Source organism: Mesorhizobium sp. M7A.F.Ca.MR.245.00.0.0, assembly GCF_003997415.1.
Classification (GTDB): domain Bacteria; phylum Pseudomonadota; class Alphaproteobacteria; order Rhizobiales; family Rhizobiaceae; genus Mesorhizobium.
In genome coordinates, this window is sequence record NZ_RZTE01000009.1 from 102514 (window position 1) to 121715 (window position 19202).

A 19202-nucleotide genomic window follows, 5' to 3' on the forward strand; every position below is an offset into this window, starting at 1 on the left:
CGCAACCTCACTCAGACAGTGAGGTGCGCTGGGATGCGCAGATGCCGGCGAACGACGTCGGCGAACAGCGGATCGCGCTTGGCGGCCCAGACGGCGGCAACATGGCCGATCGCCCAGATGGCGATGCCGACGAGCCACAGACGCAGCCCAAGCCCCACGGCGCCGGCGAGCGTCCCGTTCATGATGGCAATGGCGCGCGGGGCGCCGCCGAGCAGGATCGGCTCGGTCAGCGCCCGGTGCACGAGGACCGTATAGCCCGGCACTGCATAATCGGGCATTGGCCCGCCCTGTTCGACAGCGCCCGCCATCAGACCAGCGCCCCGCCGCCGAACGAGAAGAACGACAGGAAGAAGCTCGACGCCGCGAAAGCGATGGACAGGCCGAACACGATCTGGATGAGCCGGCGGAAGCCGCCCGACGTGTCGCCGAAGGCGAGCGTCAGGCCGGTAACGATGATGATGATCACCGCCATGATCTTCGCGACTGGGCCTTCGATCGACTGGAGTATCTGTTGCAGCGGTTGTTCCCACGGCATCGACGAGCCGGAGGCATAAGCGGGCGCGGCCATCACCAGGATGAGGGTGGGAACGGAAACGGTCATGGCAAGACGATGGCGCGCGAGGCGCAGGCGTTGGATCACGGATTTTCTCCTTTGGGGCTTTGGATGAGCAAGGTCGGGCTGTCGCCGCCCTCGAGGACCGCTGGCGCGATCCGGTAATCGCCGTCTGGGCGCAGGCCATCGACCCGGATGAGTTCGGACAATCGGCGGGCGGTGCCGCGGCCGGAAAGAATGGCAACCAGGTCGATCGTCTCGGCGATCAGCGCGCGCGGGACGGTGACGACGGCTTCCTGGATAAGCTGTTCCATCCGTCGCAGCGCGCCAATGGCGCTGCCGGCGTGGATCGTGCCGAGCCCGCCGGGGTGGCCGGTGCCCCAGGCCTTGAGCAGTTCGAGCGCCTCGGCTCCGCGCACTTCGCCGACCGGAATGCGGTCGGGGCGCAGGCGCAGCGACGAACGAACGAGATCGGAGAGCGACGCGACGCCGTCCTTCGTTCGCATCGCAACGAGATTCGGCGCGGCGCATTGCAGCTCGCGCGTATCCTCGATGATGACCACGCGATCGGCGGTTTTAGCCACTTCGGCCAACAGCGCGTTGACCAGCGTGGTCTTGCCCGTGGATGTGCCGCCTGCAACGAGAATGTTGGCGCGGGTGGCAACTCCCTGGCGCAGCGCGTCCGCCTGGTGCGCCGACATGGTCCCGGCCGCGACATAGTCGTCAAGGGTAAAGACCACGACCGCGGGCTTGCGGATCGCGAAGGCGGGCGCCGCGACGACGGGAGGAAGAAGCCCCTCGAACCGCTCCCCCGTCTCGGGCAGCTCGGCCGAGACGCGTGGCGCGCCGGCATGGACCTCGGCACCGACATGATGAGCGACAAGGCGAACGATGCGCTCGCCATCAGCTGCCGACAGGCGCTCTCCCGTGTCGGAGAGCCCCTGCAACAAGCGGTCGATCCACAAACGCCCATCGGGATTGAGCATCACTTCGACGATGCCTGGGTCGTCGAGATAACTTGCGATCGCAGGTCCGAGCGCTGTGCGCAGCATGCGTGCGCCGCGCGCGAGGCCTTCTGAACTGTGCTGCGAAGTCGCCATGCTGTCCCCGTTTCGATCCGGGGCAAGATGAACGCCCCAGAACGGGGATGATTAAGAGAGCCGCATCTCGAGTGGATTCAACAACTTTGTCGAGGCGTCGTAGCCTAGCGTGCAAATACAGGCGGTCGGCGGTTCGGACCGGCAGCCCGGATTGCGGATTCGCGCCAGACTTGGTCCCGGTGGAGCCGCGGCATCGACTCAACGTCGGTGCCGTGTTGGCAACGCGACCCCCTCCAGAGTCTCTCCTGCCAGGCTCGACAGGCTGGGGAGAACTTATCTATGATAACATATCACCGTGGCACTTCGATATGTTTTTACATATCCTCGTTTGCAAAATCCTCGCCAAATGATATATTTACGCATATAAATTTTGAAAAACGATATGTAGAGGCATATCAATGGTCTATTCGACGGACGAAATTCTCCAGACGCTCCGCAACGCGCGCGAGCAAAGCGGGTTGAGCCAGCGCGACCTCAGCGCTCGCATTGGCCTTCCGCAAAGCCATATTTCAAAGATTGAAAATGGCGGGACCGACCTCAGGCTTTCGAGCTTGGTTGAGTTCGCACGAGCGCTCGACCACGAACTGGTCCTGGTTCCGCGCAAGGCCTTGGCAGCGGTCGAAGCCGTCGTCAGCAATGCTTACACAACGCTTGACGGCGAAGACCGCCAGCGCTCCGTGGTGTTCAATCGCGCCCAGGCTGCCCTTGCACGGCTGAACCGCGACCATCCCGACGCTGGCGAATTCAAGCGTCTCGACCAAACGCTGCGCGAGCTTGCAAACTTTCGGTTGGGCAAGACCGATCTCGATACGTTGCGCGCCATCACCGAAAAGCTGATGAAGCTGCCGGTCGGTGCGGGCGCGAACGCTGCCGTCGAGCGCGCCTCCAAGCAGCTTGGAGCACTGCGCAACAGGATCGCCCACGCGCTCCCCGACATGCCCCGCCCTGCATACCAACTCGACGATGAGAGCGAGGATGCCTGACGTTTCCGTCCTCGACGTTCGCCTCTATGGCGAGAAGATCGCAACACTCACGCTCATTCCGGGCGATCGTACGCTGTTTGCCTTCGACAAGGCCTATATCGACGATCCCGAGCGGCCCACGCTTAGCCTGTCGTTCAAGGACCAGTACGGGCAGCTCCTGACCGAATTCCGACCGTTCAATGTCAGGGTTCCTCCGTTCTTTGCGAACCTCCTGCCGGAAGGGCCACTGCGGGCCTACCTTGCCGAGCGCGCGGGCGTGAGCGAAAAGCGCGAATTCTTCCTGCTCTGGGTTCTCGGCCGCGATCTTCCTGGTGCGCTTACCATCGTGCCGGCGGACGCAGAAGCCTGGCCAGACCTGAGGGACGAGGGCGACGCAGAAGCACGCCGTGCGCGTCGGAGCAATGCCCTGCGATTTTCACTCGCCGGCGTGCAGTTGAAGTTCTCGGCGGTGAGGAACAGCGGAAAGGGCGGCGGGCTTACGATCCCCGCCGACGGCGTCGGCGGTTCTTGGATCGTCAAACTGCCCTCACAGCTCTATGAGGGCGTCCCCGAGAATGAATTCTCGATGATGAGTCTCGCGGCCAGGCTCGGCATGGACGTGCCAGAGGTCCAACTCCTCGACGTCGATGCGATCGACGGCCTTCCCGAGGGCATGCGCAGCATGAAGGGCCAGGCACTGGCCATCCGGCGCTTCGACCGCACCGGCGACGGTCCGGTGCATATCGAGGATTTCGCCCAGGTGTTCGGCGTGTGGCCGGACGACAAATACAAGCGGGCAAGCGCACGCAACATTGCGACGGTGCTTGGCATTGAGGCCGGAGACAGTGGCGCCTCCGAGTTCATCCGCCGGCTCGTCTTCAACACGCTGATCGGCAATGCCGACATGCACCTCAAGAACTGGTCGATGATCTATCCCGATCGGCGGACAGCGGCGCTCGCTCCAGCCTACGATTTCGTATCGACAATTGCCTACATGCCGGACGAGTTCGCCGCCATCAAATATGCCCGCACCAAGCGCATGCGCGAGCTCTCGCTCGACGAGCTCCGTTACCTGGCGGCGAAGGCGCATCTGCCCGAGAAGCTGGTCGTCGACACGGCGCGCGAAACCGTCACCCGCTTCCGCAACGAGTGGCCCGAGGCGAAGAAGACGCTTCCGGCGGCGCGCGCCGTCGCCGACGCGATAGACACTCACCTGCAAAACCTTGCGCTGATCGCCGAGGCCTGAGCACCGGCCGCGCCGCCGACGAGCTGCCGATCTGCGGCGACGGCGATCCGACCGTCTAATCATTGCCCCGGCACGCCGGTCCTGAGTGTGTCGAAACCGGCGTCGATGTCCTCGCTGATTTCTTGCCTCAGCTTCGGTCCTTTCGCCAGGCGCCGGCCAAGCGCCGTGACGAAGGCATCGTAGCGCTCGCCAGCCTTGGCGTGAGCAGCCCGCGCCGCGGGCTCGGGCAAAGCCGGAGTTGTCGCCAGCCAGAAGCGGACGAAAACGGCGAGCGTCTCAACGGCAATTGCGAGATCGCGCTCATGGCGCGTCATTCGGCGATCGAGCTGGTCGAGTCGCTTGGTGATCGCCGCCTCCTGGCGCTCGGCGGCATCGGGTGAAAGGAACGATTCGATGGCCGCCTCGGCGACGAGAGACCGTGAAAAATCACGGCGCGCCGCATGCTCAGCCAGCCTGCTCATCACCCTCGGGTCGAGATAGACCGAAAGACGTTGTTTGCGCGGAACCTTTGCCATCGGAGCCTCACATGTCCACGCCGTCACCGGGGTCGAGCGATGCCTGCCGCGCAATGCCTTGCATCAGGCGCGTCAGTCGACGGTTGCGGGCGACATTGTCATCTACGTCGTCGAGGTGATCGATCTCGAACTCGTTCTCGGGCGGAGACTTCACGAGCAGCTCGACGCGGCTGAGCTCGGGTTGCCGACGACGCTCGGAATCCGTCGGATCCTCATTCCCGGCGGATGACTCCGGCGGCATCGACGTCGCTTCGGCAATTTGGGGACGGAAAGGCAGAGGCAGCTTCGTCCAGTCGTCCGGTTTCCCCTCCGCCTCCGCCGTCAGCACCGGCGGCGGCAGGATACGCTCCCGGAAGCGAGCATCCTCATGATAGCGCGCCTTCTTGGCGCGGATCGGCGGCGCACCCGAGACCATGACAATTTCGTCGGTGGCCGGCAATTGCATCACTTCACCCGGCGTGAGCAGCGGGCGAGCCGTCTCCGAACGGGAGACCATCAGATGGCCGAGCCACGGCGACAGCCGGTGGCCGGCATAGTTCTTCATAGCCCTCATCTCGGTCGCTGTTCCGAGTGCATCGGACACGCGTTTGGCGGTGCGCTCATCGTTGGTGGCAAAGCTTACCCGGACATGACAGTTGTCGAGGATTGAGTTGTTGGCGCCGTACGCCCTCTCGATCTGGTTGAGGGATTGAGCGATCAGGAAACTTTTCAGCCCGTAGCCGGCCATGAAGGCGAGCGCCGACTCGAAAAAGTCGAGGCGGCCAAGCGCCGGGAACTCGTCGAGCATCAACAGCAGCCGGTGCCCTTGCGCCCTCACCTGCAGATCTTCCGTCAAGCGGCGGCCGATCTGATTGAGGATCAGGCGAATGAGCGGCTTGGTCCGGTTGATGTCGGACGGCGGAACGACGAGGTAGAGCGTCGTTGGATGCTTGTCGTCGACAAGATCCGTGATGCGCCAATCGCAGCGGCGCGTGACCTCGGCCACGACAGGATCGCGGTAGAGGCCAAGGAAAGACATGGCGGTGGACAGCACGCCGGAGCGCTCGTTATCAGATTTGTTCAAGAGCTCTCGCGCGGCGCTGGCGATGACCGGGTGCGCACCGGCCTCACCCAGATGCGCCGTTTTCATCATCGCCGACAGCGTCCATTCGATCGGACGCTTTGGATCGGAGAGGAAGCCGGCAACGCCGGCAAGCGTCTTGTCCGGCTCGGCGTAGAGAACATGCAGGATCGCGCCGACCAGAAGGGCATGGCTGGTTTTCTCCCAATGGTTTCGCCTCTCGAGGGAGCCTTCGGGATCGACCAGGATGTCGGCGATGTTTTGCACGTCGCGGACTTCCCATTCGCCGCGGCGCACCTCGAGCAGCGGGTTGTAGGAGGAGGATTTCGGATTGGTCGGATCGAACAGCAGGACCCGGCCATGCCTGGCGCGGAAGCCCGCGGTGAGCTGCCAGTTCTCGCCCTTGATGTCATGCACGACGGCTGAGCTCGGCCAGGTCAGCAGCGACGGGACGACGAGGCCGACACCCTTGCCCGAACGCGTCGGCGCAAAGCACAGCACGTGCTCCGGTCCGTCGTGGCGCAGATAGGCGCCGTCATATCGACCAAGCACCACGCCATCGGAGCCGAGAAGGCCAGTTGCCTTGACCTCCTGCTTATCGGCCCAGCGGGCGGAGCCGTAGGTCTCGACCTTCTTGGCCTCGCGAGCCCGCCAGACCGACATGCCTATGGCGACGGCGACGCAGGCGAAACCACCGGAAGCCGCAATAAAGGCACCCTCCACGAAGATCGACGGCGCGTAGGCATCAAAGCCATACCACCACCAGAAGAAGGACGGCGGAAGGTAAATCGGAAAGCCCAGGACATGGAACAATGGCCTGCCGAGCTCGGGCTGGAATGCCAGGCGCCAGGCCACCCATTCCGTGGCGCCCCAGGTCGTGATCAGCACGATCGCCAGGACGGCGAAGACCTGGCCCCAGAGAATCTTGGTGGCGGACATAGAAGCGTCCTTTCTTCAACATGAGGTTAGATGCCGAGCCCACGGTTGCGGCCGAAGCTCCAGTCGATGCCGCCTTCATCGCGAGCCACGCCAGAGACGTGGCGGCCAAGGTGCTTTTCCAGGGACGGCGTCCAGGGCACCAGTTGGAACCCGAGGCCGTCATCGATCATGGCGAAGCGGCCGGAGGCGAGCGTGAATCGTTGCCGGTAGGAACCGGTGACGTACTCGCCGCTGCGGGCGCGGTTGAAAGGCTGACCGGTTTCGGCGGAGAGCTTTTCACCGAGCGCCTCCAACTCGCGGCGACGCAGCGTGTCGATCAGGTTGCGGGTGAAGGTTGTGCGTTGGCCATGCCGCTCGCCGAGGCCCTGTTCGACGAGATGGTCGGCGCGGCGCTGCATGGCCAGCCGCACCTCGGCGCCGAAGCCGCCTTCGGATAGCGCAATCGGTTCGCGGGCGATATTCTGGCGGTCAAGCCAGGTCGCGCCGGCGGCGGTAACCTGCCGCTCAATATCGAGGTCGGATCGGACAGCGAGTGCTGCGCGCCCATGCCCCTGCACATCATGGAACCTGCGCAACTCGACGATCGAACCGGGAGCGCCGTCGCCCGCGGCGTCGAGATCGGACAGCCTGATGTGATGTGTGCGGCCGTCGGTGCCATCAACCACGGCGTAGGCGCTGCCCTTCAGCTCATCATCGAGGCCGCGGTCGACCAGCCGGCCGACGATCGGCGTGTCGAGGCGCTCCGCCGCCAGCACATAGTTCGCCGTGCCGCGCTCGATACCCTGTTCTGTCAGCGCGCGGTGCATCCGCTTGATGATGTCGCCGCGCTCGCCAAGCTCGCGCAGCGTCGCCTCGGCCTTGTCGTCGATCATCCACTGGCCAGGGCCGACCTGTTCGGCAAGGCCAAGGGTTTCGAGCTTGCGCATCCGCCCGACCTTCAGCACGTGATACGCGTCGGGCTGGGCGTTCGCGGCGGCGGCAAGGTCGATGACGCCTGTGTCGCGGCCGTCGCGAACAAGCTGCCGGTCAAGCTGGGTCCAGCCTTCGGCTTCGACCTGGCGCTCAAGATTGCGCCGGATGTCGAGATCGGTGCGGGGGCCCAGCTCATGGGTGACAAGATCGGCCGCGCGGGCGCGCATCCCCTCCTTGATGTAATCGCGTGAGATTACGAGATCCTGGCCGTCATCGGTTTGGCCGCGCAAGATGATGTGAAGGTGCGGGTTGTCGGTGTTCCAGTGATCGACGCCGGTCCAATCGAGCTTCGTGCCGAGGTCCTTTTCCATCTGGCCCATCAGGTCGCGGGCGAAGGCTTTGAGGTCGGCCATGTCGACGGCATCTTCGGGTGAGACGATAAAGCGGAAGTGGTGCCGATCATCGCCACAACGCGCGGCAAAAGCACCGCCATCCATCGCATCGGTTTCCGGCCCGAACAGCCTTGTCTTCTCCCCGTCACGGGTAACGCCTTCGCGGCGCAGATAGGTGAGATGGGCAGCAAGCGGCGCTGCGCGCGCGTGATGGCGCACCAGCCGTGTCTTGATGATCACGGTGCGCGAGCGGCCGGTGAGGAGGCGATTGGCACGCACGCTCGCCGTGCGGCCACGCCCGAAGGTCGAGCGATTGCACGAATTGATCCGGCCGGTGCGAGAGATCCGGGCGCCGGCCTTCTGGGCGGCGGCAAGCGCCTGCGCAATGAAGGGCCTGGCGCGCTGGGCACTGGGCGAGCGGATGCGGCCTGGGCGAATTCGAAGATCGTCCTCGCCAGTCATCTTAGAGATCCCGCACATCGTGCCAAGCCACGGAAATCACGGGAAAATCGATGTTCTGACGCGGTGCGCCGCTTGCTAGCACCTCGCGGAAGTCCTGCATAAGCTATTGAAACAACACAACCGACCGACGCCGCACCTCGCGGCCTTTTATCTCGCCATCTTCCGGTTGTTCTGCACACCTTCCGCCTCCATCCACGCCACGGTGCGCTGGAACTCGCGGTTGCGCGAAAACGTCCATACGCGCTCATGGCTGGATCCCTTTGCCCGCTCGCGCCACGAAGAGGCCTTCGGACAGCGGCACGATGGCGGAGACATCGCGCACGGTGGGTGCAGAGCTCGCGTCATTTGGCGGTCGCTCGGCCGGTGCGGAGGCGGCAGCTTGGATGCGATCCTGATGACCTACGAAGAGCGCGCCGTGCTTCCAGGGAATGGCCTCGACAGATGTGACTGCGAAAGGGCGCATACCCTCGCTTCCACCGACAAGGGGGGCGAGCGTCTCGACATAGGCGCGGGTCTCGGCCGGTAAAGGACGCCCAGTGAGGTAGGCTTCGTAGCGCGCAGGACCCGCGTTGTAGGCGGCCAGAAACCCCGGCGAGCCGTAGCGATCGTGCAGTTCGCGCAGATACGCCGTTCCTGCCAGGATGTTATCGCAGGGATCGAACGGATCGCGGCCAAGCGACCAGCGGGCGCGCAGATCATCCCATGTGCCGGGCATGATCTGCATCAAGCCGCGGGCGCCGGCGCTGGAGACGGCGCGCGCATCGCCAGCACTCTCCTTGCGCATGACGGCGCGTATCCACGCGATCGGAACGCCGAAGCGCTGCGAGGCTTCGCTGATGTGCGCACCAAAGGGGTCGCGTTGCGACGATCGCGCGATGGCCAAGTCCTGCGCCACTGTCGCCGCCGGCATGACGGTCCCGACGGACAGACCGCAAAGGAGGAGCAGAGCCATGCGCCGGGCAGCGCGAAGCGGCCCGGGCGCAACGCGATGGCTCGTCGACGGACGGCGAGCGCGCATCGTTCACTCCTTCTCGCTGCGGTCGCGCGGGCGCGCCCAGTGCAGCGACCAGGACGTCTTGTCGTCGCCATTGCGAAAGAGGTTCGCGCGGATCGGCTGCGCGAACGTCGGGTCGTCGATCTGGATCGAGACATAGTCGCCGGCCTTTTCGCTGGAGCGTTTCCAGCCGGCGCCGATCTCGGGGCCGTCCTCGCTTCCGGTGTGAACGCGGTAGTCAGGCGCATTCTCCGTTTCGCTCGCCTCTGCCGTTACGATAGCGATATCCAGGTTGAGGCTGAGCGTGTGGATGCGCCCGCTATAGCCAGTCTTCTGGCGCGTGAATTCCCCGATCTGTTGCATGTCAGGCTCCTGTTATCAGTGGTGCGGTGATGATGGCTGGCGGCACGACGCGCCGCCGGTCGCGCGCTCACCGCGTTGGCGCGCGCCATTCGAAGCGGCCGTTGCCGCCCTCGTCCGTCCAAAGTGGGACGGCGCGGCCGATGATCCGGCTGGTGGAGATGAGGCCGAAGTAACGTCCGTCGAGGCTGTCGCGGACCTGCCAGTTCATCAGGAAGACTTCCCCCGTCGAGATGCGGCGGCAGCCCTGCCAGACCGGCAGGTCACGGCCGGCCCGATCACGTTCGAGCGCCACCCCCGCCTTGACGCCATCGACGGTGATGGTGAGGTTCGAGCGACAGACAATTTGCCCGGAAACGCCAAGGATGTGCTTCAAGAGTGGCACGCCCGCCGGCAGATAGCCGCGATTAGCGAGGAACGCGGCGAGTGGCTCGGGCGCATCGACGGCCACAAGATCGGTGACCTCGAAGGGTCCGTGGAACTCGATGGTGTAGAAACCGATCGGCGCGCTGGCTGACGCATTCCAGATGAGCTTCGTGGGCATCGAAGCGAGGCCGGGATAGCCGACGCCCATGGTTGCGAGAACGCTAGCGAGAAATATCCCGGCGCGCGTCACGGTTCGGTCCTCTTGCGCAGCAGGAAGGCGCGGTGTTGATCGAGTGTGTAGCTGCGCGGCGCGTGCCCGGCGGTTATCCGGTTGTGGATGTGCCGCCAATGATCGTGCGACACCAACTCAGGCTCGACGTCGAGGCGCTGGATGGCGTCGATCGCCTGCAGCACGCGTTCGACCTTGGGCCAGCTCTCGACCTTCAGAAGGATGTCGCCGCCGGGGCGCACGAAGGGCAGTGTCTGATAGGCTTCGCCACGTGCGACAGCACGCACGATATCGATGCGTGAGATGATCGTTCCGAAGTCGTTCGCGGCCCAGCGAACGAACGCGAAAACCGCGCCGGGGCGATAGGACAAGATGCGTCGGCGACGATCAACGATTTGTTCCAGAGCGTGGGTACCGAACCGTATCCAGTTCTCTTGTCTCTTCTCGATCCACGTCAGTTCGACATGAACGAGATCGTCGGGAGCGTGGTGCGTGGCCGGGAACGCGGCACGCATGCGAGGAGCCGCGATGCCAGTCATGAGAGTTCTCCTGATGTTGCGGGAATTCGCGCGAGCAGCTCGCGCAGCGTGTCGGCGATGAAGACATCGCGCTGGAAAGCGGCGATGCTGTCGCGCAACTGCGGCATCACCTCGGTGGTCGGGCGCACGACGAAGGCAGACCGATTGACCGTCCGAGGCGGACCTGATCAGCGTATCCGGACCTGACGGCCGCGATGCAAGGCAGTGCTTTCGGGACCACTCGCTCATGGCGCGATCCTCGATCTCGCGCATGGGTGCGACGCTCTTTCGCGTTGCCGTGCGATTGCCATCCAGGACGAAAAACGCCGCTCCGGCTGGCAGATGCGCGCCTCGCGGAGACGAGCCAGAAGCTCGGCCAACGCCGATCCATGAAAGGCGAAGGTTGCACTTGAGCAGCACGAGGGCGGCGAGCAGGGCGAGCCGATTTCCCTTGCAGGCCAATTCGCCGACGAGATGCAACGTCCAAGTCGCCTTGCCGAAACAGCTCTTCTGATTGAGGAGCATGGCGATCATCGGATGCCTCCGGAGGGCGGATGTTGAGCCGGATTCGGGGCTTCGGAGACGCTGGTTGCCGTGTTGCTGCCATCAGAAACCGATGGCGTATTCGGGGTCTTGTCGGTGTCTATGCTGCGTGTGCCGCTGGCTCGTCGGATGAGCTTTTGCACACCACGCGCGCGCGCTTTAAGGTTAGAATCTGGGTTAGAGTCTAAGTTAGACGCGTGATTTCGGTTTTGCTTTCTGCAGGTTAGAGCCTGTCTGGGTTCCTGATAGCACGAGCCCGCGGTTCCCGATGGCACGATAGTTCCGGTCCCTGATGGCACGAGGCCGTCCACAGGCCTTCCACAGGAGCCGATCCGCTCGAAGGCGAGCACCGCCCGGCCGCCAATCTCCACTTCCAGCGCAAGGGTGTAGCCGGGCAGCGGCTGGCGGCGGATGATGTCGCGCAGCTCGAAGGCAAAGCGCTTGTGGGGCGACAGGCTGCCGGATTTCTGGTGAAGGTGACGGAAGTCGAAACGCCAGCCGTCGCGCTGGCGCCCACCATGCTTGCGCACCAGCCTATAGAGCCAGCGCTCGAGACCGCCAGTCAGGTCGAAATAGGCGCGATCGATCGTCAGCACCAGCGCGTCATCGAGGACTGCCTGGTAGAACCAGTCGGGGACGATCAATTCAATCCCCGCGGGTCTGCCATGACGATCGATGCGCTCCTGCCACTCATTGATCCATGAGAAGCGGTGACGCCGACCTTCGGCGGGCTGACGGATAGTCGTCGAGACAGTGGTCGACTGCAGCCGATCAAGCCCCGCCTTCAGGCGTTGATAGTCGCGCAGGCTCTTGCCGCGGCCAACGAAGGTGAGAACCTCATGGGGCGTGGCGGCCATCAGGCGCGAGGTACGAAGCCCGTTGTCGCGCGCCTCGACGATCTGGCTCGCGGCCCAGATCAGGATGTCGGCGTCCCAGATGGTCGCCATGCCATGATCGGGTACGGCTTCGACCCGGATCGAGACGTTGCCGGCGGCAAAATCGATCGGGGTGGTGCGATGCGTCTTGGAAAGGGAGAAGAACGGATAGGCCATGAGATCCTGCGCGTCTCGAGGGGCGAAGTCGCCAGGCAGCGCCCGGAAAAGGTCGAGCTGTCCGCGCTCCGAAAGGGATTGGTTTCGCGCCACCATTTGGAAATCCGCGCGCGGTCAGCGTGCGTATCGTCCGCCATGCGCCGGCGGCGTCGTTGTGTGACGCTTGGCCGGCAGGACCGAGCCACGCGGATCGGATGTAGAGGTGACGGCGCCGCGTTCGGCCCAGGCCTGAAGATCGTCGACGGCATAGACGACACGGCCGCCGAGCTTTCGGTAGCCAGGACCAGTGCCATAGGTACGGTGCTTTTCGAGCGTGCGGGCGGACAGGCTGAGGAAATCCGCGGCTTCCTTGGTGCGCAGGAAGCGTGGCGGCAAGACGGTGATATCGGGTCGCATGGATCGGGCCTCCGTGGGGTTTTGGACGGCCGCTGGCGTTCAGCGGGGAACGGAGACCACGGTGGCGGAGAGTAGGCTTCGCCGGGGATGGGGAAGTTGAGGGGGGCTAAAACGCCACCCCTCTTTGCGCAGGCAGACCCGCTAGGATCGACGGCGATGACGCAGGATTTGCAAATAACCGCCACCAATCATGCCGGTGGCGCCTTCGACGAGACCGATCACCGCGTCGCGCAGCGCGGAGGTTTTCCAAGGATCAGCGGCGACGCGCTTATACCCGTAAAGAGCCACGGCAATGTCGCGATAGCTCGCGCTATTCGAGCGGCCGTCAGCGGCCTGTATCATCAGCCGGAAGCGGCGGCGTTGCTGCGGGGTCATCCGCGTGTCCGAAGGTGCTGGGCGCCCCTGCCAGGCACGCCAGAAACGGGTAAGGGCTTCGATCCGTCCCAACGTTTCTGCATCCAAGGGAATCAACGCCGCCAAAGGGCCGTGCGGCTCGCTACCGGGCAGAAGGAGAAGTTGAGTGGCGACACCTGCATTATGGACGGTGTGGCGTCCTTCAACGCTGTCGCGGCTCGCGCCCACGCCGGTCAACGGCGCCGATCGCAAGGAAGACAGGAATTCCGGCGCCGGCACGAGAGAAACCACAGCTGGATCGACGTCAGGCGACCAGAAAACGTCTTGCGCCAAGGCGGACAAATCCGGCGTCGCTGGGAAATCGCAACCCCCACTGCCGCTGTGCCTCAGGGTGGAAGGGGGCTTTTTCGGCTCTTGCGGTCAGAAGTGCTTGATAGTGCCGTTGATAGGGTTCGTGACGCCGCAGACACTCCCAGGCGAGCCCTTCGATGGGCAATGCATCGAAATAATCATAGCTGGCATTGTCTCGCCAATGTGACGTATCCGGCCTCATCGAAGAGCTCCTCGCAAGAAACGCGTAGCCCCCGCTTCAAAACAATTCCGGGTTGCACCGATCGGCGGAAGACCCTCGCCGGGCATCGGGTGATGCCGCTTCGGCATCACCCGGGACGACAGCGGCTGGGGCTAGTTGCCGGGTTGACGCAAAAGATGACGGTAGCCAGCTCGCGCCATCCAGCGCGCTCGCGCCAGATGGCTGTCATGGATGCGCCGGGCGCGTTGTGGCTCCCTCGTCAGATCAATGCCGAAGACAATTTCGACCACCTCGCGCCAGTCGGCGCCGTCGTCGGCGGCGTCCAACAGGCGAGCATAAAGTTTAACGTGTTCCCGATCGTACTCGGTGAGTTCTTCACCGGTCGGCGCGGTGTCATCAAATGGCTCGATCATCGCTTGCCCTCCTCTTCACCAGAGTGAAAACCTGCATCCTATAGAAACAACAGCACTGACGGAGGATGGCTGATCAGCATCAGGCGATGCGGTTTCGGCATCGCTTCGGCTTGAGTGGGTGAAGCGGCCGGCCGCGAAAGAAGGCCCCGGCCTTCTGGCCGGGGCCTTCGCGGGTCCTCAGTCACCCCGCCGCGCATTCGGGCGGGACCAGATGAGCGAGAAGCCCTCTCCTTCCTCGTCGTCGAAGAGGTTGGCGTAGATCGGGGCGTTGAAGCTCGGATCGTCGAGCTTGAGACCGAGATAGTCGCGGCCCTCGTTGGAGCGCTTGGACCAGGCGGCGCCGATCTCGGCGCGGCCGACCAGCACCCGATGGCTGGGAGCGTTTTCGCCAGTGGCGCGTGTGTCTGGGACGATGCGCACGTTCTTAGCCTGGACGCTGAGGGTGACGATTTCACCGGTGAATTCTTCGTTGCCGGACTTCTTGAAGGTGCCGATGGTAGCCATGATAGTTCTCCTTGATCCTGATTGTTTCGAGCCGCACCATTGCGGTCTCGATGGTGGTCGAGAGGTCGGAGGCGATCGAGGGCGCACCCATGGGCCGAAGCGAAGCGGAGGATGGCGCTGGAGCGACTTTGTTGTGCCGCTAGGAACGACGGCGCAGCCGGCAGGGGAAGAAAGTCGCGAAGCGCCGTTGCGTCACAGGCGATCGAGGCGAAGCCGACCTTCAGACCAGAAACACCCATCGATGAGACCGCTTCGGTGTGCTCGTCACGACAGGAATGGATGAAGGAGAACGCGGCAACCCGCAGCCCTTCTTGTCCGACGATGTTTCACAATCGAACGAAATCCTGCTCAGCTCCTGGCACGCACTGTCGCATTCCCGAACTCGCGATGGATTGACGTGCCATGCGTTTGATTGACTTCAGGTGTGCTCCGCTGACCTTGGCGGCAGGCAAGCCTCCAATCAAGCCGGAGCTCTGATATCAAACTCAATCGCGCACCACCGCTCGACCTTGCCGCCTTGGCGATGATGGCGTGGGTTATCGGTGTCCTGTCTGGCGGTGTCCTCGAGTTGGAAAGACGCCATGGGACCACGCTTAAGCGCCTTCTCATTTAAAGGACGCTGCCTTTCCTCAGGCGGCCGGCTGCAGTGCTGCCCTGATCAGCATGCCGAAGAGGTCGCGCGGCTCGTCGGGATCGGCGAGCAGGTCGAGCTCCTCATAGAGGCCGGTGGCCTGGAGCTGGTCGCGAACATAGCGGAGTGCGGAGAAATCTTCCGTCGCGAAGCCGACGGAATCGAACAGCGTGATCTGCTCCGCAGTCCTGCGGCCCTCTGCCTGGCCGGTCATCACCTGCCACAGTTCGGTCACCGGATGGTCGGCGTCGAGCTGCTGGATCTCGCCCTCGATGCGCGTCTGCGGTGGAAATTCGACGAAGATATCGGAGCGCAGCAGGATGTCGCGGTGCAGCTCGGTTTTCCCGGGGCAGTCGCCGCCGACCGCGTTGATGTGCACGCCGGAGCCGACCATGTTGTCGGTCAGGATGGTGGCGCACTGCTTGTCGGCGGTCACCGTGGTGATGATGTCAACGCCTTCGACAGCATCCTGGCCCGTCGTGCAGATGGTGATGTCAAAACCCTTGCCGGCGAGGTTGCGGGCGCATTTCTCGGAAGCTGACCGATCGATGTCGTAGAGCCGCAGCCGGTCGACGCCGAGCAGCGCCTTGAAGGCGACGGCCTGGAATTCGGACTGGGCGCCATTGCCGATAATGGCCATGGAGCGCGAATCCTTGGGCGCCAGGTATTTGGCGGCGACAGCGGAGGTGGCCGCGGTGCGCAGCGCCGTCAGGATCGTCATTTCGGTGAGCAGCATCGGATAGCCGGAGCCGACATCGGCGAGCACGCCGAAAGCGGTGACGGTCTGGCGGCCCTCGCGCATGTTCTTCGGGTGGCCGTTGACGTATTTGAAGCCGTAGAGGCGGCCGTCGCTGGTCGGCATCAGCTCGATGACGCCGTCATGGCTGTGCGAGGCGATGCGCGGCGTCTTGTCGAACAGTTCCCAGCGACGGAAATCCTCCTCGATATAGGCGGCGAGTTCGGTCAGGAACCGCTCGACGCCGATGGTCAGCACCAGCTTCATCATGCGGTCGACGCTGACGAAGGGAACGATGGCAAGGCGTGATGGCTGGGTCATGCAATGCTTCCGGAATCGCTGCGGGTGGGGCGGTCCATTATGCGCCGGCCCATCAGGCTGGCGGCGAGGTCGACCATCAGCGTGGCGGTGCGGCCGCGCTCGTCGAGGAACGGGTTGAGCTCGACCAGGTCGAGGCTGGAGACCAGCCCGCTGTCGGACAGCATCTCCATCACCAGGTGCGCCTCGCGGAAGGTTGCGCCGCCGGGCACGGTGGTGCCGACGGCTGGTGCGATCGAGGGGTCGAGGAAATCGACGTCGAGGCTGACATGCAGCAGGCCGGTGGCCTCTTCGACAAGGGCGAGGAAGGCGCGCAGCAAGGGCGCGATGCCGTGCTCGTCGATGGTGCGCATGTCATGCACGGTCACGCCGGCTTCGTTCAGCGCCCGGCGCTCGGCCGGATCTACGCTGCGCAAGCCCATCACGCAGATGCGGGCCGGATCGACGGCGACGGGCAGGTCCGGGAAATAGCCGTTGAAACCCGGCCGACCGCTGGCATAGGCAAGCGGCACGCCGTGCAGATTGCCGCTGACGGTTGTGTCGAGCGAGTGGAAATCGGGATGGGCGTCGAGCCACAGCACGAAGAGCGGCCGGCCGCGCTCGGCGGCCCGGCGCGCTATGCCCGACACCGTGCCGGCCGATATTGCGTGGTCGCCGCCCAGGAAGATCGGCATGGCGTCTTTCGAAGCCGCATAGGCGGTCTCGGCGATCGCCGCCGTCCAGGCGGAAATTTCCGGCAGCGCCTTCAGCGCAAGATTGCCGTGGACGATAGCGCGCGCCGCAGCCGGTTGCACCGCGCCCCAGTCCTCGACCTCATGGCCGAGTTCCGACAGCACCGAGACAAGCCCTGCCGTGCGCAGCGCGCTCGGCCCCATCTCGCATCCCATCCTGCCCGCGCCGTCCTGCACCGGCGCGCCAACGATCCTGCAGCGCATTTCTTTTGCCCTTACGATTGATCGAAGGAATGAATCACCATGCTCCGGCGGTTTGAACAGGGAAAATTGGCATTTCGAGAAGACTACTCTACCATATTGAGCAATCACTTTGATCGAAATGGAACAATCATGGATGCTCTCGATGAAAGGCTGGTCACGCTGCTCAGGCACGACGCCCGGCGCAGCATCTCAGATCTCGCGGTCGATCTCGGCGTGTCGCGCGCGACGGTCAGGGCGCGCATGGAGAAGCTGGAAAAATCCGGCGAGATCATCGGTTACACCGTGGTGCTGCGCGCCGACGCCGTCGACCAGAGAATACGCGGCGTGATGATGATCGAGATCGAAGGCCATGCCGCCGACCGCGTGGTCCGGGCGCTCGGCGGTCTGGCCGAGGTCTCGACCATTCACACCACCAATGGCCGCTGGGACCTGGTGGTCGAACTCGGTACGGCCTCGCTCACCGATTTTGACGCGGTGCTGCGCCGGATACGCCTCATAGCTGGCATAACCGGCAGCGAAACCAGCCTTCTCCTGGCGACGCCGCGCACGACCCGGGCACGACTGACATAGCGCGTTCGGGATTTCCGGCTCAGTCTCGCGACGCCATACCCTTGAGCGTCGGTGCAGTCGCCACAGCACAATCAGTACGAGGCGCGCCCGAGCTCGACGCGCCTCGCTGGTCGCCGACAAATCCGGCGTCAGTTCATTCGGCGTAGGGGTCCATTTCCGCGACGATATCGCAAGCGTCTCCGTCATACTCATCTGCCGGTACGACTGCGACCGTTCCGTCCCCGGCTCGGAAAATGACAATGCTGACCATCATGCTGGTGGCGAGGCTGAAGGCGAAAGCGTTTGCTTCTGCGAGGGACATCTTTCCGGCTCCTGTTTGGAAGCGGGGACCATCCCCGCGTGACAGGCGCCCGATGTGTCCGGCCGAGGGCCGCAATCACCGTTGAGGCGAAGCCGAAACGGCGGCACGCTTCGCGTTGTCCGACCCTTCATGGGTTGATGGCAACAGGGCCTCGGACCGGATCAAGGGATTGCGCCGATAACGCAGTGATGGGTGGTGCTTCCGATTTCAGAAGCCGATGAATCCTCGAGCTTGACACCCTGCCTGCGCCTTCATCGCAAACCCGCCAGGAGTCGCTGGGTCAGACGCCGCTTGGGACGAACATCCGCCGACGAGCATGGCATTGGCCGTCATGCGGCGCCGAATTTCATGACCGGGATGCCAAGCTGGCGGGCCTTGTCGGCGAGGTTGTCCTGAATGCCCGTGCCAGGAAAGTGAATGACGCCGATCGGCAGTGCCTCGAGCATTGCATCGTTGCGCTTGAAGGGAGCGGCCTTGGCGTGCCTGGTCCAGTCGGGCTTGAAGGCAATCTGCGGCACCTTGCGATGGTGAGCCCATTTTGCCGCGATCAACTCGGCTCCCTTCGGTGAACCACCATGAAGAAGAACCATGTCCGGGTGCTTGGCATGGACCTGGTCAAGCTTGGCCCAGATCAGGCGATGGTCATTGAAGTCGAGCCCGCCGGTGAACGCGACCTTTGGCCCGGCAGGAAGAAGTGCGTGGCTATCGGCGTACTTCCTGGCGGCAAGGAAATCGCGGCTGTCAATCATTGCCGCGGTGAGATTGCGATGGTTGACGACCGAGCCTGAACGCGGTCGCCAGATCGAATGCGTGTGACGCTCGAAGTGCTCGGCGGCCTGATCGCGCATCAGTTCGAAGGCACCGCGGCGTTCGAGCAGCGTCTGACCTTGGGCGGTGAGCCGTTCGAGTTCAACGGACTTGACCTCTGACCCGTCCTGTTCGCGCTGCAGGCGCTGCTGCGAGACCTCGTTTTCGTCGAGTTCGCGCTCGATTCGGCTGCATGCGCGATGGAAGAGGTTGACCGTACCCCAAAGCAACTCCTCAAGATCGGGTTCGAGGCGCGTGTCGGCCATCGCCACGACGAGGGCATCGAAGATGTCGGCGGCGCTGGCTGCGATGACCTGGGCCTCGGGAAGCGGACGCGGATCGGGTTCGTCTTCGAAACGACGGTAGCCGTAGAGCTGGAGTTCCTGGAGGACGTGGTCGGTCGGAGATGATGCGGGTTGCGGTTCGAAGTGGGTATCGTCCGGGTCGCCCATGATTGTTTCCTTCGGCGGATCGGCCGCGCCCATCGCGGCCTTCATGGCGA

The 19202-nt window shown here is 63.9% G+C and carries 24 protein-coding genes; 3 read left to right on the forward strand and 21 right to left on the reverse strand.

What is annotated here, in order from left to right; all coding sequences use genetic code 11:
- Positions 1 to 11 precede the first annotated feature (11 nt).
- Genes EOB80_RS12725 through trbB form a run of 3 tightly spaced genes read right to left on the reverse strand, consistent with a single transcriptional unit; the run spans position 12 to position 1653 of the window.
- Positions 12 to 278, reverse strand: coding sequence for a VirB3 family type IV secretion system protein (locus EOB80_RS12725; protein WP_164762598.1), 267 nt, complete (start codon positions 276 to 278; stop codon positions 12 to 14).
- Positions 279 to 307: 29 nt separating this feature from the next.
- Positions 308 to 601, reverse strand: a complete 294-nt coding sequence (locus EOB80_RS12730; protein ID WP_245466354.1) for a TrbC/VirB2 family protein — start codon at positions 599 to 601, stop codon at positions 308 to 310.
- A gap of 35 nt (positions 602 to 636) precedes the next feature.
- Complete coding sequence (gene trbB, locus EOB80_RS12735) at positions 637 to 1653, reverse strand: P-type conjugative transfer ATPase TrbB (protein ID WP_127327880.1); 1017 nt, start codon at positions 1651 to 1653, stop codon at positions 637 to 639.
- A gap of 398 nt (positions 1654 to 2051) precedes the next feature.
- Between trbB and EOB80_RS12740 the strand changes: the two genes are divergently transcribed.
- Positions 2052 to 2636 carry a helix-turn-helix transcriptional regulator gene (locus EOB80_RS12740; protein WP_127327882.1) on the forward strand — a complete coding sequence of 195 codons (585 nt, stop codon included), beginning with the start codon at positions 2052 to 2054 and terminating at the stop codon, positions 2634 to 2636.
- Positions 2629 to 3861, forward strand: a complete 1233-nt coding sequence (locus EOB80_RS12745) for a HipA domain-containing protein (protein ID WP_127327884.1) — start codon at positions 2629 to 2631, stop codon at positions 3859 to 3861. Before EOB80_RS12740 ends, EOB80_RS12745 begins: the two co-directional genes overlap by 8 nt.
- A gap of 59 nt (positions 3862 to 3920) precedes the next feature.
- Here the strand turns inward: EOB80_RS12745 and EOB80_RS12750 are convergent, their stop codons facing one another.
- The 16 genes from EOB80_RS12750 to rocF form a co-directional block, all read right to left on the reverse strand.
- Complete coding sequence (locus EOB80_RS12750; protein ID WP_127327885.1) at positions 3921 to 4376, reverse strand: CopG family transcriptional regulator; 456 nt, start codon at positions 4374 to 4376, stop codon at positions 3921 to 3923.
- Positions 4377 to 4383: 7 nt separating this feature from the next.
- Positions 4384 to 6375: a conjugal transfer protein TraG gene (locus EOB80_RS12755; protein ID WP_127327887.1), complete on the reverse strand. Its 1992-nt coding sequence runs from the start codon at positions 6373 to 6375 to the stop codon at positions 4384 to 4386.
- Positions 6376 to 6401: 26 nt separating this feature from the next.
- A complete protein-coding gene (locus EOB80_RS12760) occupies positions 6402 to 8141 on the reverse strand; it encodes a VirD2 family relaxase/mobilization nuclease (RefSeq protein ID WP_127327888.1) in 1740 nt (579 codons plus the stop codon).
- 244 nt (positions 8142 to 8385) lie between these two features.
- Positions 8386 to 9159, reverse strand: coding sequence for a lytic transglycosylase domain-containing protein (locus tag EOB80_RS12765; protein WP_127327890.1), 774 nt, complete (start codon positions 9157 to 9159; stop codon positions 8386 to 8388).
- A gap of 3 nt (positions 9160 to 9162) precedes the next feature.
- Positions 9163 to 9498 carry a DUF736 domain-containing protein gene (locus tag EOB80_RS12770; protein WP_127327891.1) on the reverse strand — a complete coding sequence of 112 codons (336 nt, stop codon included), beginning with the start codon at positions 9496 to 9498 and terminating at the stop codon, positions 9163 to 9165.
- A gap of 67 nt (positions 9499 to 9565) precedes the next feature.
- A complete protein-coding gene (locus EOB80_RS12775) occupies positions 9566 to 10111 on the reverse strand; it encodes a S26 family signal peptidase (RefSeq protein ID WP_127327893.1) in 546 nt (181 codons plus the stop codon).
- Positions 10108 to 10629, reverse strand: a complete 522-nt coding sequence (locus EOB80_RS12780) for a DUF2840 domain-containing protein (RefSeq protein ID WP_127327894.1) — start codon at positions 10627 to 10629, stop codon at positions 10108 to 10110. The genes EOB80_RS12775 and EOB80_RS12780 overlap by 4 nt, the downstream gene beginning before the upstream one ends.
- Positions 10626 to 10757, reverse strand: coding sequence for a hypothetical protein (locus tag EOB80_RS35860; RefSeq protein WP_281057992.1), 132 nt, complete (start codon positions 10755 to 10757; stop codon positions 10626 to 10628). Before EOB80_RS35860 ends, EOB80_RS12780 begins: the two co-directional genes overlap by 4 nt.
- Positions 10758 to 11138: 381 nt before the next feature.
- Positions 11139 to 12299, reverse strand: a complete 1161-nt coding sequence (locus tag EOB80_RS12790) for a replication initiator protein A (RefSeq protein ID WP_127327896.1) — start codon at positions 12297 to 12299, stop codon at positions 11139 to 11141.
- 18 nt (positions 12300 to 12317) lie between these two features.
- Positions 12318 to 12599: a helix-turn-helix domain-containing protein gene (locus EOB80_RS12795; protein ID WP_127327897.1), complete on the reverse strand. Its 282-nt coding sequence runs from the start codon at positions 12597 to 12599 to the stop codon at positions 12318 to 12320.
- Positions 12600 to 12740: 141 nt separating this feature from the next.
- Positions 12741 to 13286 (reverse strand): DUF2285 domain-containing protein, encoded by a 546-nt coding sequence (locus EOB80_RS12800; RefSeq protein ID WP_245466348.1) that lies wholly within the window; start codon positions 13284 to 13286, stop codon positions 12741 to 12743.
- Positions 13258 to 13506: a DUF6499 domain-containing protein gene (locus EOB80_RS12805; RefSeq protein WP_127327901.1), complete on the reverse strand. Its 249-nt coding sequence runs from the start codon at positions 13504 to 13506 to the stop codon at positions 13258 to 13260. Before EOB80_RS12805 ends, EOB80_RS12800 begins: the two co-directional genes overlap by 29 nt.
- A 131-nt stretch (positions 13507 to 13637) precedes the next feature.
- Positions 13638 to 13898: a DUF2285 domain-containing protein gene (locus EOB80_RS12810; protein WP_127327903.1), complete on the reverse strand. Its 261-nt coding sequence runs from the start codon at positions 13896 to 13898 to the stop codon at positions 13638 to 13640.
- Positions 13899 to 14075: 177 nt separating this feature from the next.
- Positions 14076 to 14402 carry a DUF736 domain-containing protein gene (locus EOB80_RS12815; protein ID WP_127327904.1) on the reverse strand — a complete coding sequence of 109 codons (327 nt, stop codon included), beginning with the start codon at positions 14400 to 14402 and terminating at the stop codon, positions 14076 to 14078.
- 629 nt (positions 14403 to 15031) lie between these two features.
- Entirely contained in the window at positions 15032 to 16090 is a 1059-nt protein-coding gene (locus tag EOB80_RS12820; protein WP_127327906.1) for an ornithine cyclodeaminase, read from the reverse strand.
- Positions 16087 to 17022 (reverse strand): arginase, encoded by a 936-nt coding sequence (rocF, locus tag EOB80_RS12825; protein ID WP_127327908.1) that lies wholly within the window; start codon positions 17020 to 17022, stop codon positions 16087 to 16089. The genes EOB80_RS12820 and rocF overlap by 4 nt, the downstream gene beginning before the upstream one ends.
- A 129-nt stretch (positions 17023 to 17151) precedes the next feature.
- Between rocF and EOB80_RS12830 the strand changes: the two genes are divergently transcribed.
- The gene (locus EOB80_RS12830; RefSeq protein WP_127327909.1) at positions 17152 to 17592 is read left to right on the forward strand and encodes an Lrp/AsnC family transcriptional regulator; all 441 of its coding nucleotides are present in this window, start codon (positions 17152 to 17154) and stop codon (positions 17590 to 17592) included.
- A gap of 133 nt (positions 17593 to 17725) precedes the next feature.
- Here the strand turns inward: EOB80_RS12830 and EOB80_RS34510 are convergent, their stop codons facing one another.
- Both EOB80_RS34510 and EOB80_RS12835 read right to left on the reverse strand, forming a co-directional pair.
- The gene (locus EOB80_RS34510) at positions 17726 to 17893 is read right to left on the reverse strand and encodes a hypothetical protein (RefSeq protein ID WP_164762600.1); all 168 of its coding nucleotides are present in this window, start codon (positions 17891 to 17893) and stop codon (positions 17726 to 17728) included.
- Positions 17894 to 18222: 329 nt separating this feature from the next.
- Positions 18223 to 19152, reverse strand: a complete 930-nt coding sequence (locus EOB80_RS12835; protein WP_127327978.1) for a DUF2493 domain-containing protein — start codon at positions 19150 to 19152, stop codon at positions 18223 to 18225.
- Positions 19153 to 19202 lie beyond the last annotated feature (50 nt).

Excerpts from the sequence above, each read along its gene's own strand:
- EOB80_RS12725 (WP_164762598.1), bottom strand. The coding sequence starts at position 278 with ATGCCCGATTATGCAGTGCCGGGCTATACGGTCCTCGTGCACCGGGCG.
- EOB80_RS12730 (WP_245466354.1), bottom strand. The coding sequence starts at position 601 with ATGACCGTTTCCGTTCCCACCCTCATCCTGGTGATGGCCGCGCCCGCT.
- trbB (WP_127327880.1), bottom strand. The coding sequence starts at position 1,653 with ATGGCGACTTCGCAGCACAGTTCAGAAGGCCTCGCGCGCGGCGCACGC.
- EOB80_RS12740 (WP_127327882.1), top strand. The coding sequence starts at position 2,052 with ATGGTCTATTCGACGGACGAAATTCTCCAGACGCTCCGCAACGCGCGC.
- EOB80_RS12745 (WP_127327884.1), top strand. The coding sequence starts at position 2,629 with ATGCCTGACGTTTCCGTCCTCGACGTTCGCCTCTATGGCGAGAAGATC.
- EOB80_RS12750 (WP_127327885.1), bottom strand. The coding sequence starts at position 4,376 with ATGGCAAAGGTTCCGCGCAAACAACGTCTTTCGGTCTATCTCGACCCG.
- EOB80_RS12755 (WP_127327887.1), bottom strand. The coding sequence starts at position 6,375 with ATGTCCGCCACCAAGATTCTCTGGGGCCAGGTCTTCGCCGTCCTGGCG.
- EOB80_RS12760 (WP_127327888.1), bottom strand. The coding sequence starts at position 8,141 with ATGACTGGCGAGGACGATCTTCGAATTCGCCCAGGCCGCATCCGCTCG.
- EOB80_RS12765 (WP_127327890.1), bottom strand. The coding sequence starts at position 9,159 with ATGCGCGCTCGCCGTCCGTCGACGAGCCATCGCGTTGCGCCCGGGCCG.
- EOB80_RS12770 (WP_127327891.1), bottom strand. The coding sequence starts at position 9,498 with ATGCAACAGATCGGGGAATTCACGCGCCAGAAGACTGGCTATAGCGGG.
- EOB80_RS12780 (WP_127327894.1), bottom strand. The coding sequence starts at position 10,629 with ATGACTGGCATCGCGGCTCCTCGCATGCGTGCCGCGTTCCCGGCCACG.
- EOB80_RS12790 (WP_127327896.1), bottom strand. The coding sequence starts at position 12,299 with ATGGTGGCGCGAAACCAATCCCTTTCGGAGCGCGGACAGCTCGACCTT.
- EOB80_RS12795 (WP_127327897.1), bottom strand. The coding sequence starts at position 12,599 with ATGCGACCCGATATCACCGTCTTGCCGCCACGCTTCCTGCGCACCAAG.
- EOB80_RS12805 (WP_127327901.1), bottom strand. The coding sequence starts at position 13,506 with ATGAGGCCGGATACGTCACATTGGCGAGACAATGCCAGCTATGATTAT.
- EOB80_RS12810 (WP_127327903.1), bottom strand. The coding sequence starts at position 13,898 with ATGATCGAGCCATTTGATGACACCGCGCCGACCGGTGAAGAACTCACC.
- EOB80_RS12815 (WP_127327904.1), bottom strand. The coding sequence starts at position 14,402 with ATGGCTACCATCGGCACCTTCAAGAAGTCCGGCAACGAAGAATTCACC.
- EOB80_RS12820 (WP_127327906.1), bottom strand. The coding sequence starts at position 16,090 with ATGACCCAGCCATCACGCCTTGCCATCGTTCCCTTCGTCAGCGTCGAC.
- rocF (WP_127327908.1), bottom strand. The coding sequence starts at position 17,022 with ATGCGCTGCAGGATCGTTGGCGCGCCGGTGCAGGACGGCGCGGGCAGG.
- EOB80_RS12830 (WP_127327909.1), top strand. The coding sequence starts at position 17,152 with ATGGATGCTCTCGATGAAAGGCTGGTCACGCTGCTCAGGCACGACGCC.
- EOB80_RS34510 (WP_164762600.1), bottom strand. The coding sequence starts at position 17,893 with ATGTCCCTCGCAGAAGCAAACGCTTTCGCCTTCAGCCTCGCCACCAGC.
- EOB80_RS12835 (WP_127327978.1), bottom strand. The coding sequence starts at position 19,152 with ATGGGCGACCCGGACGATACCCACTTCGAACCGCAACCCGCATCATCT.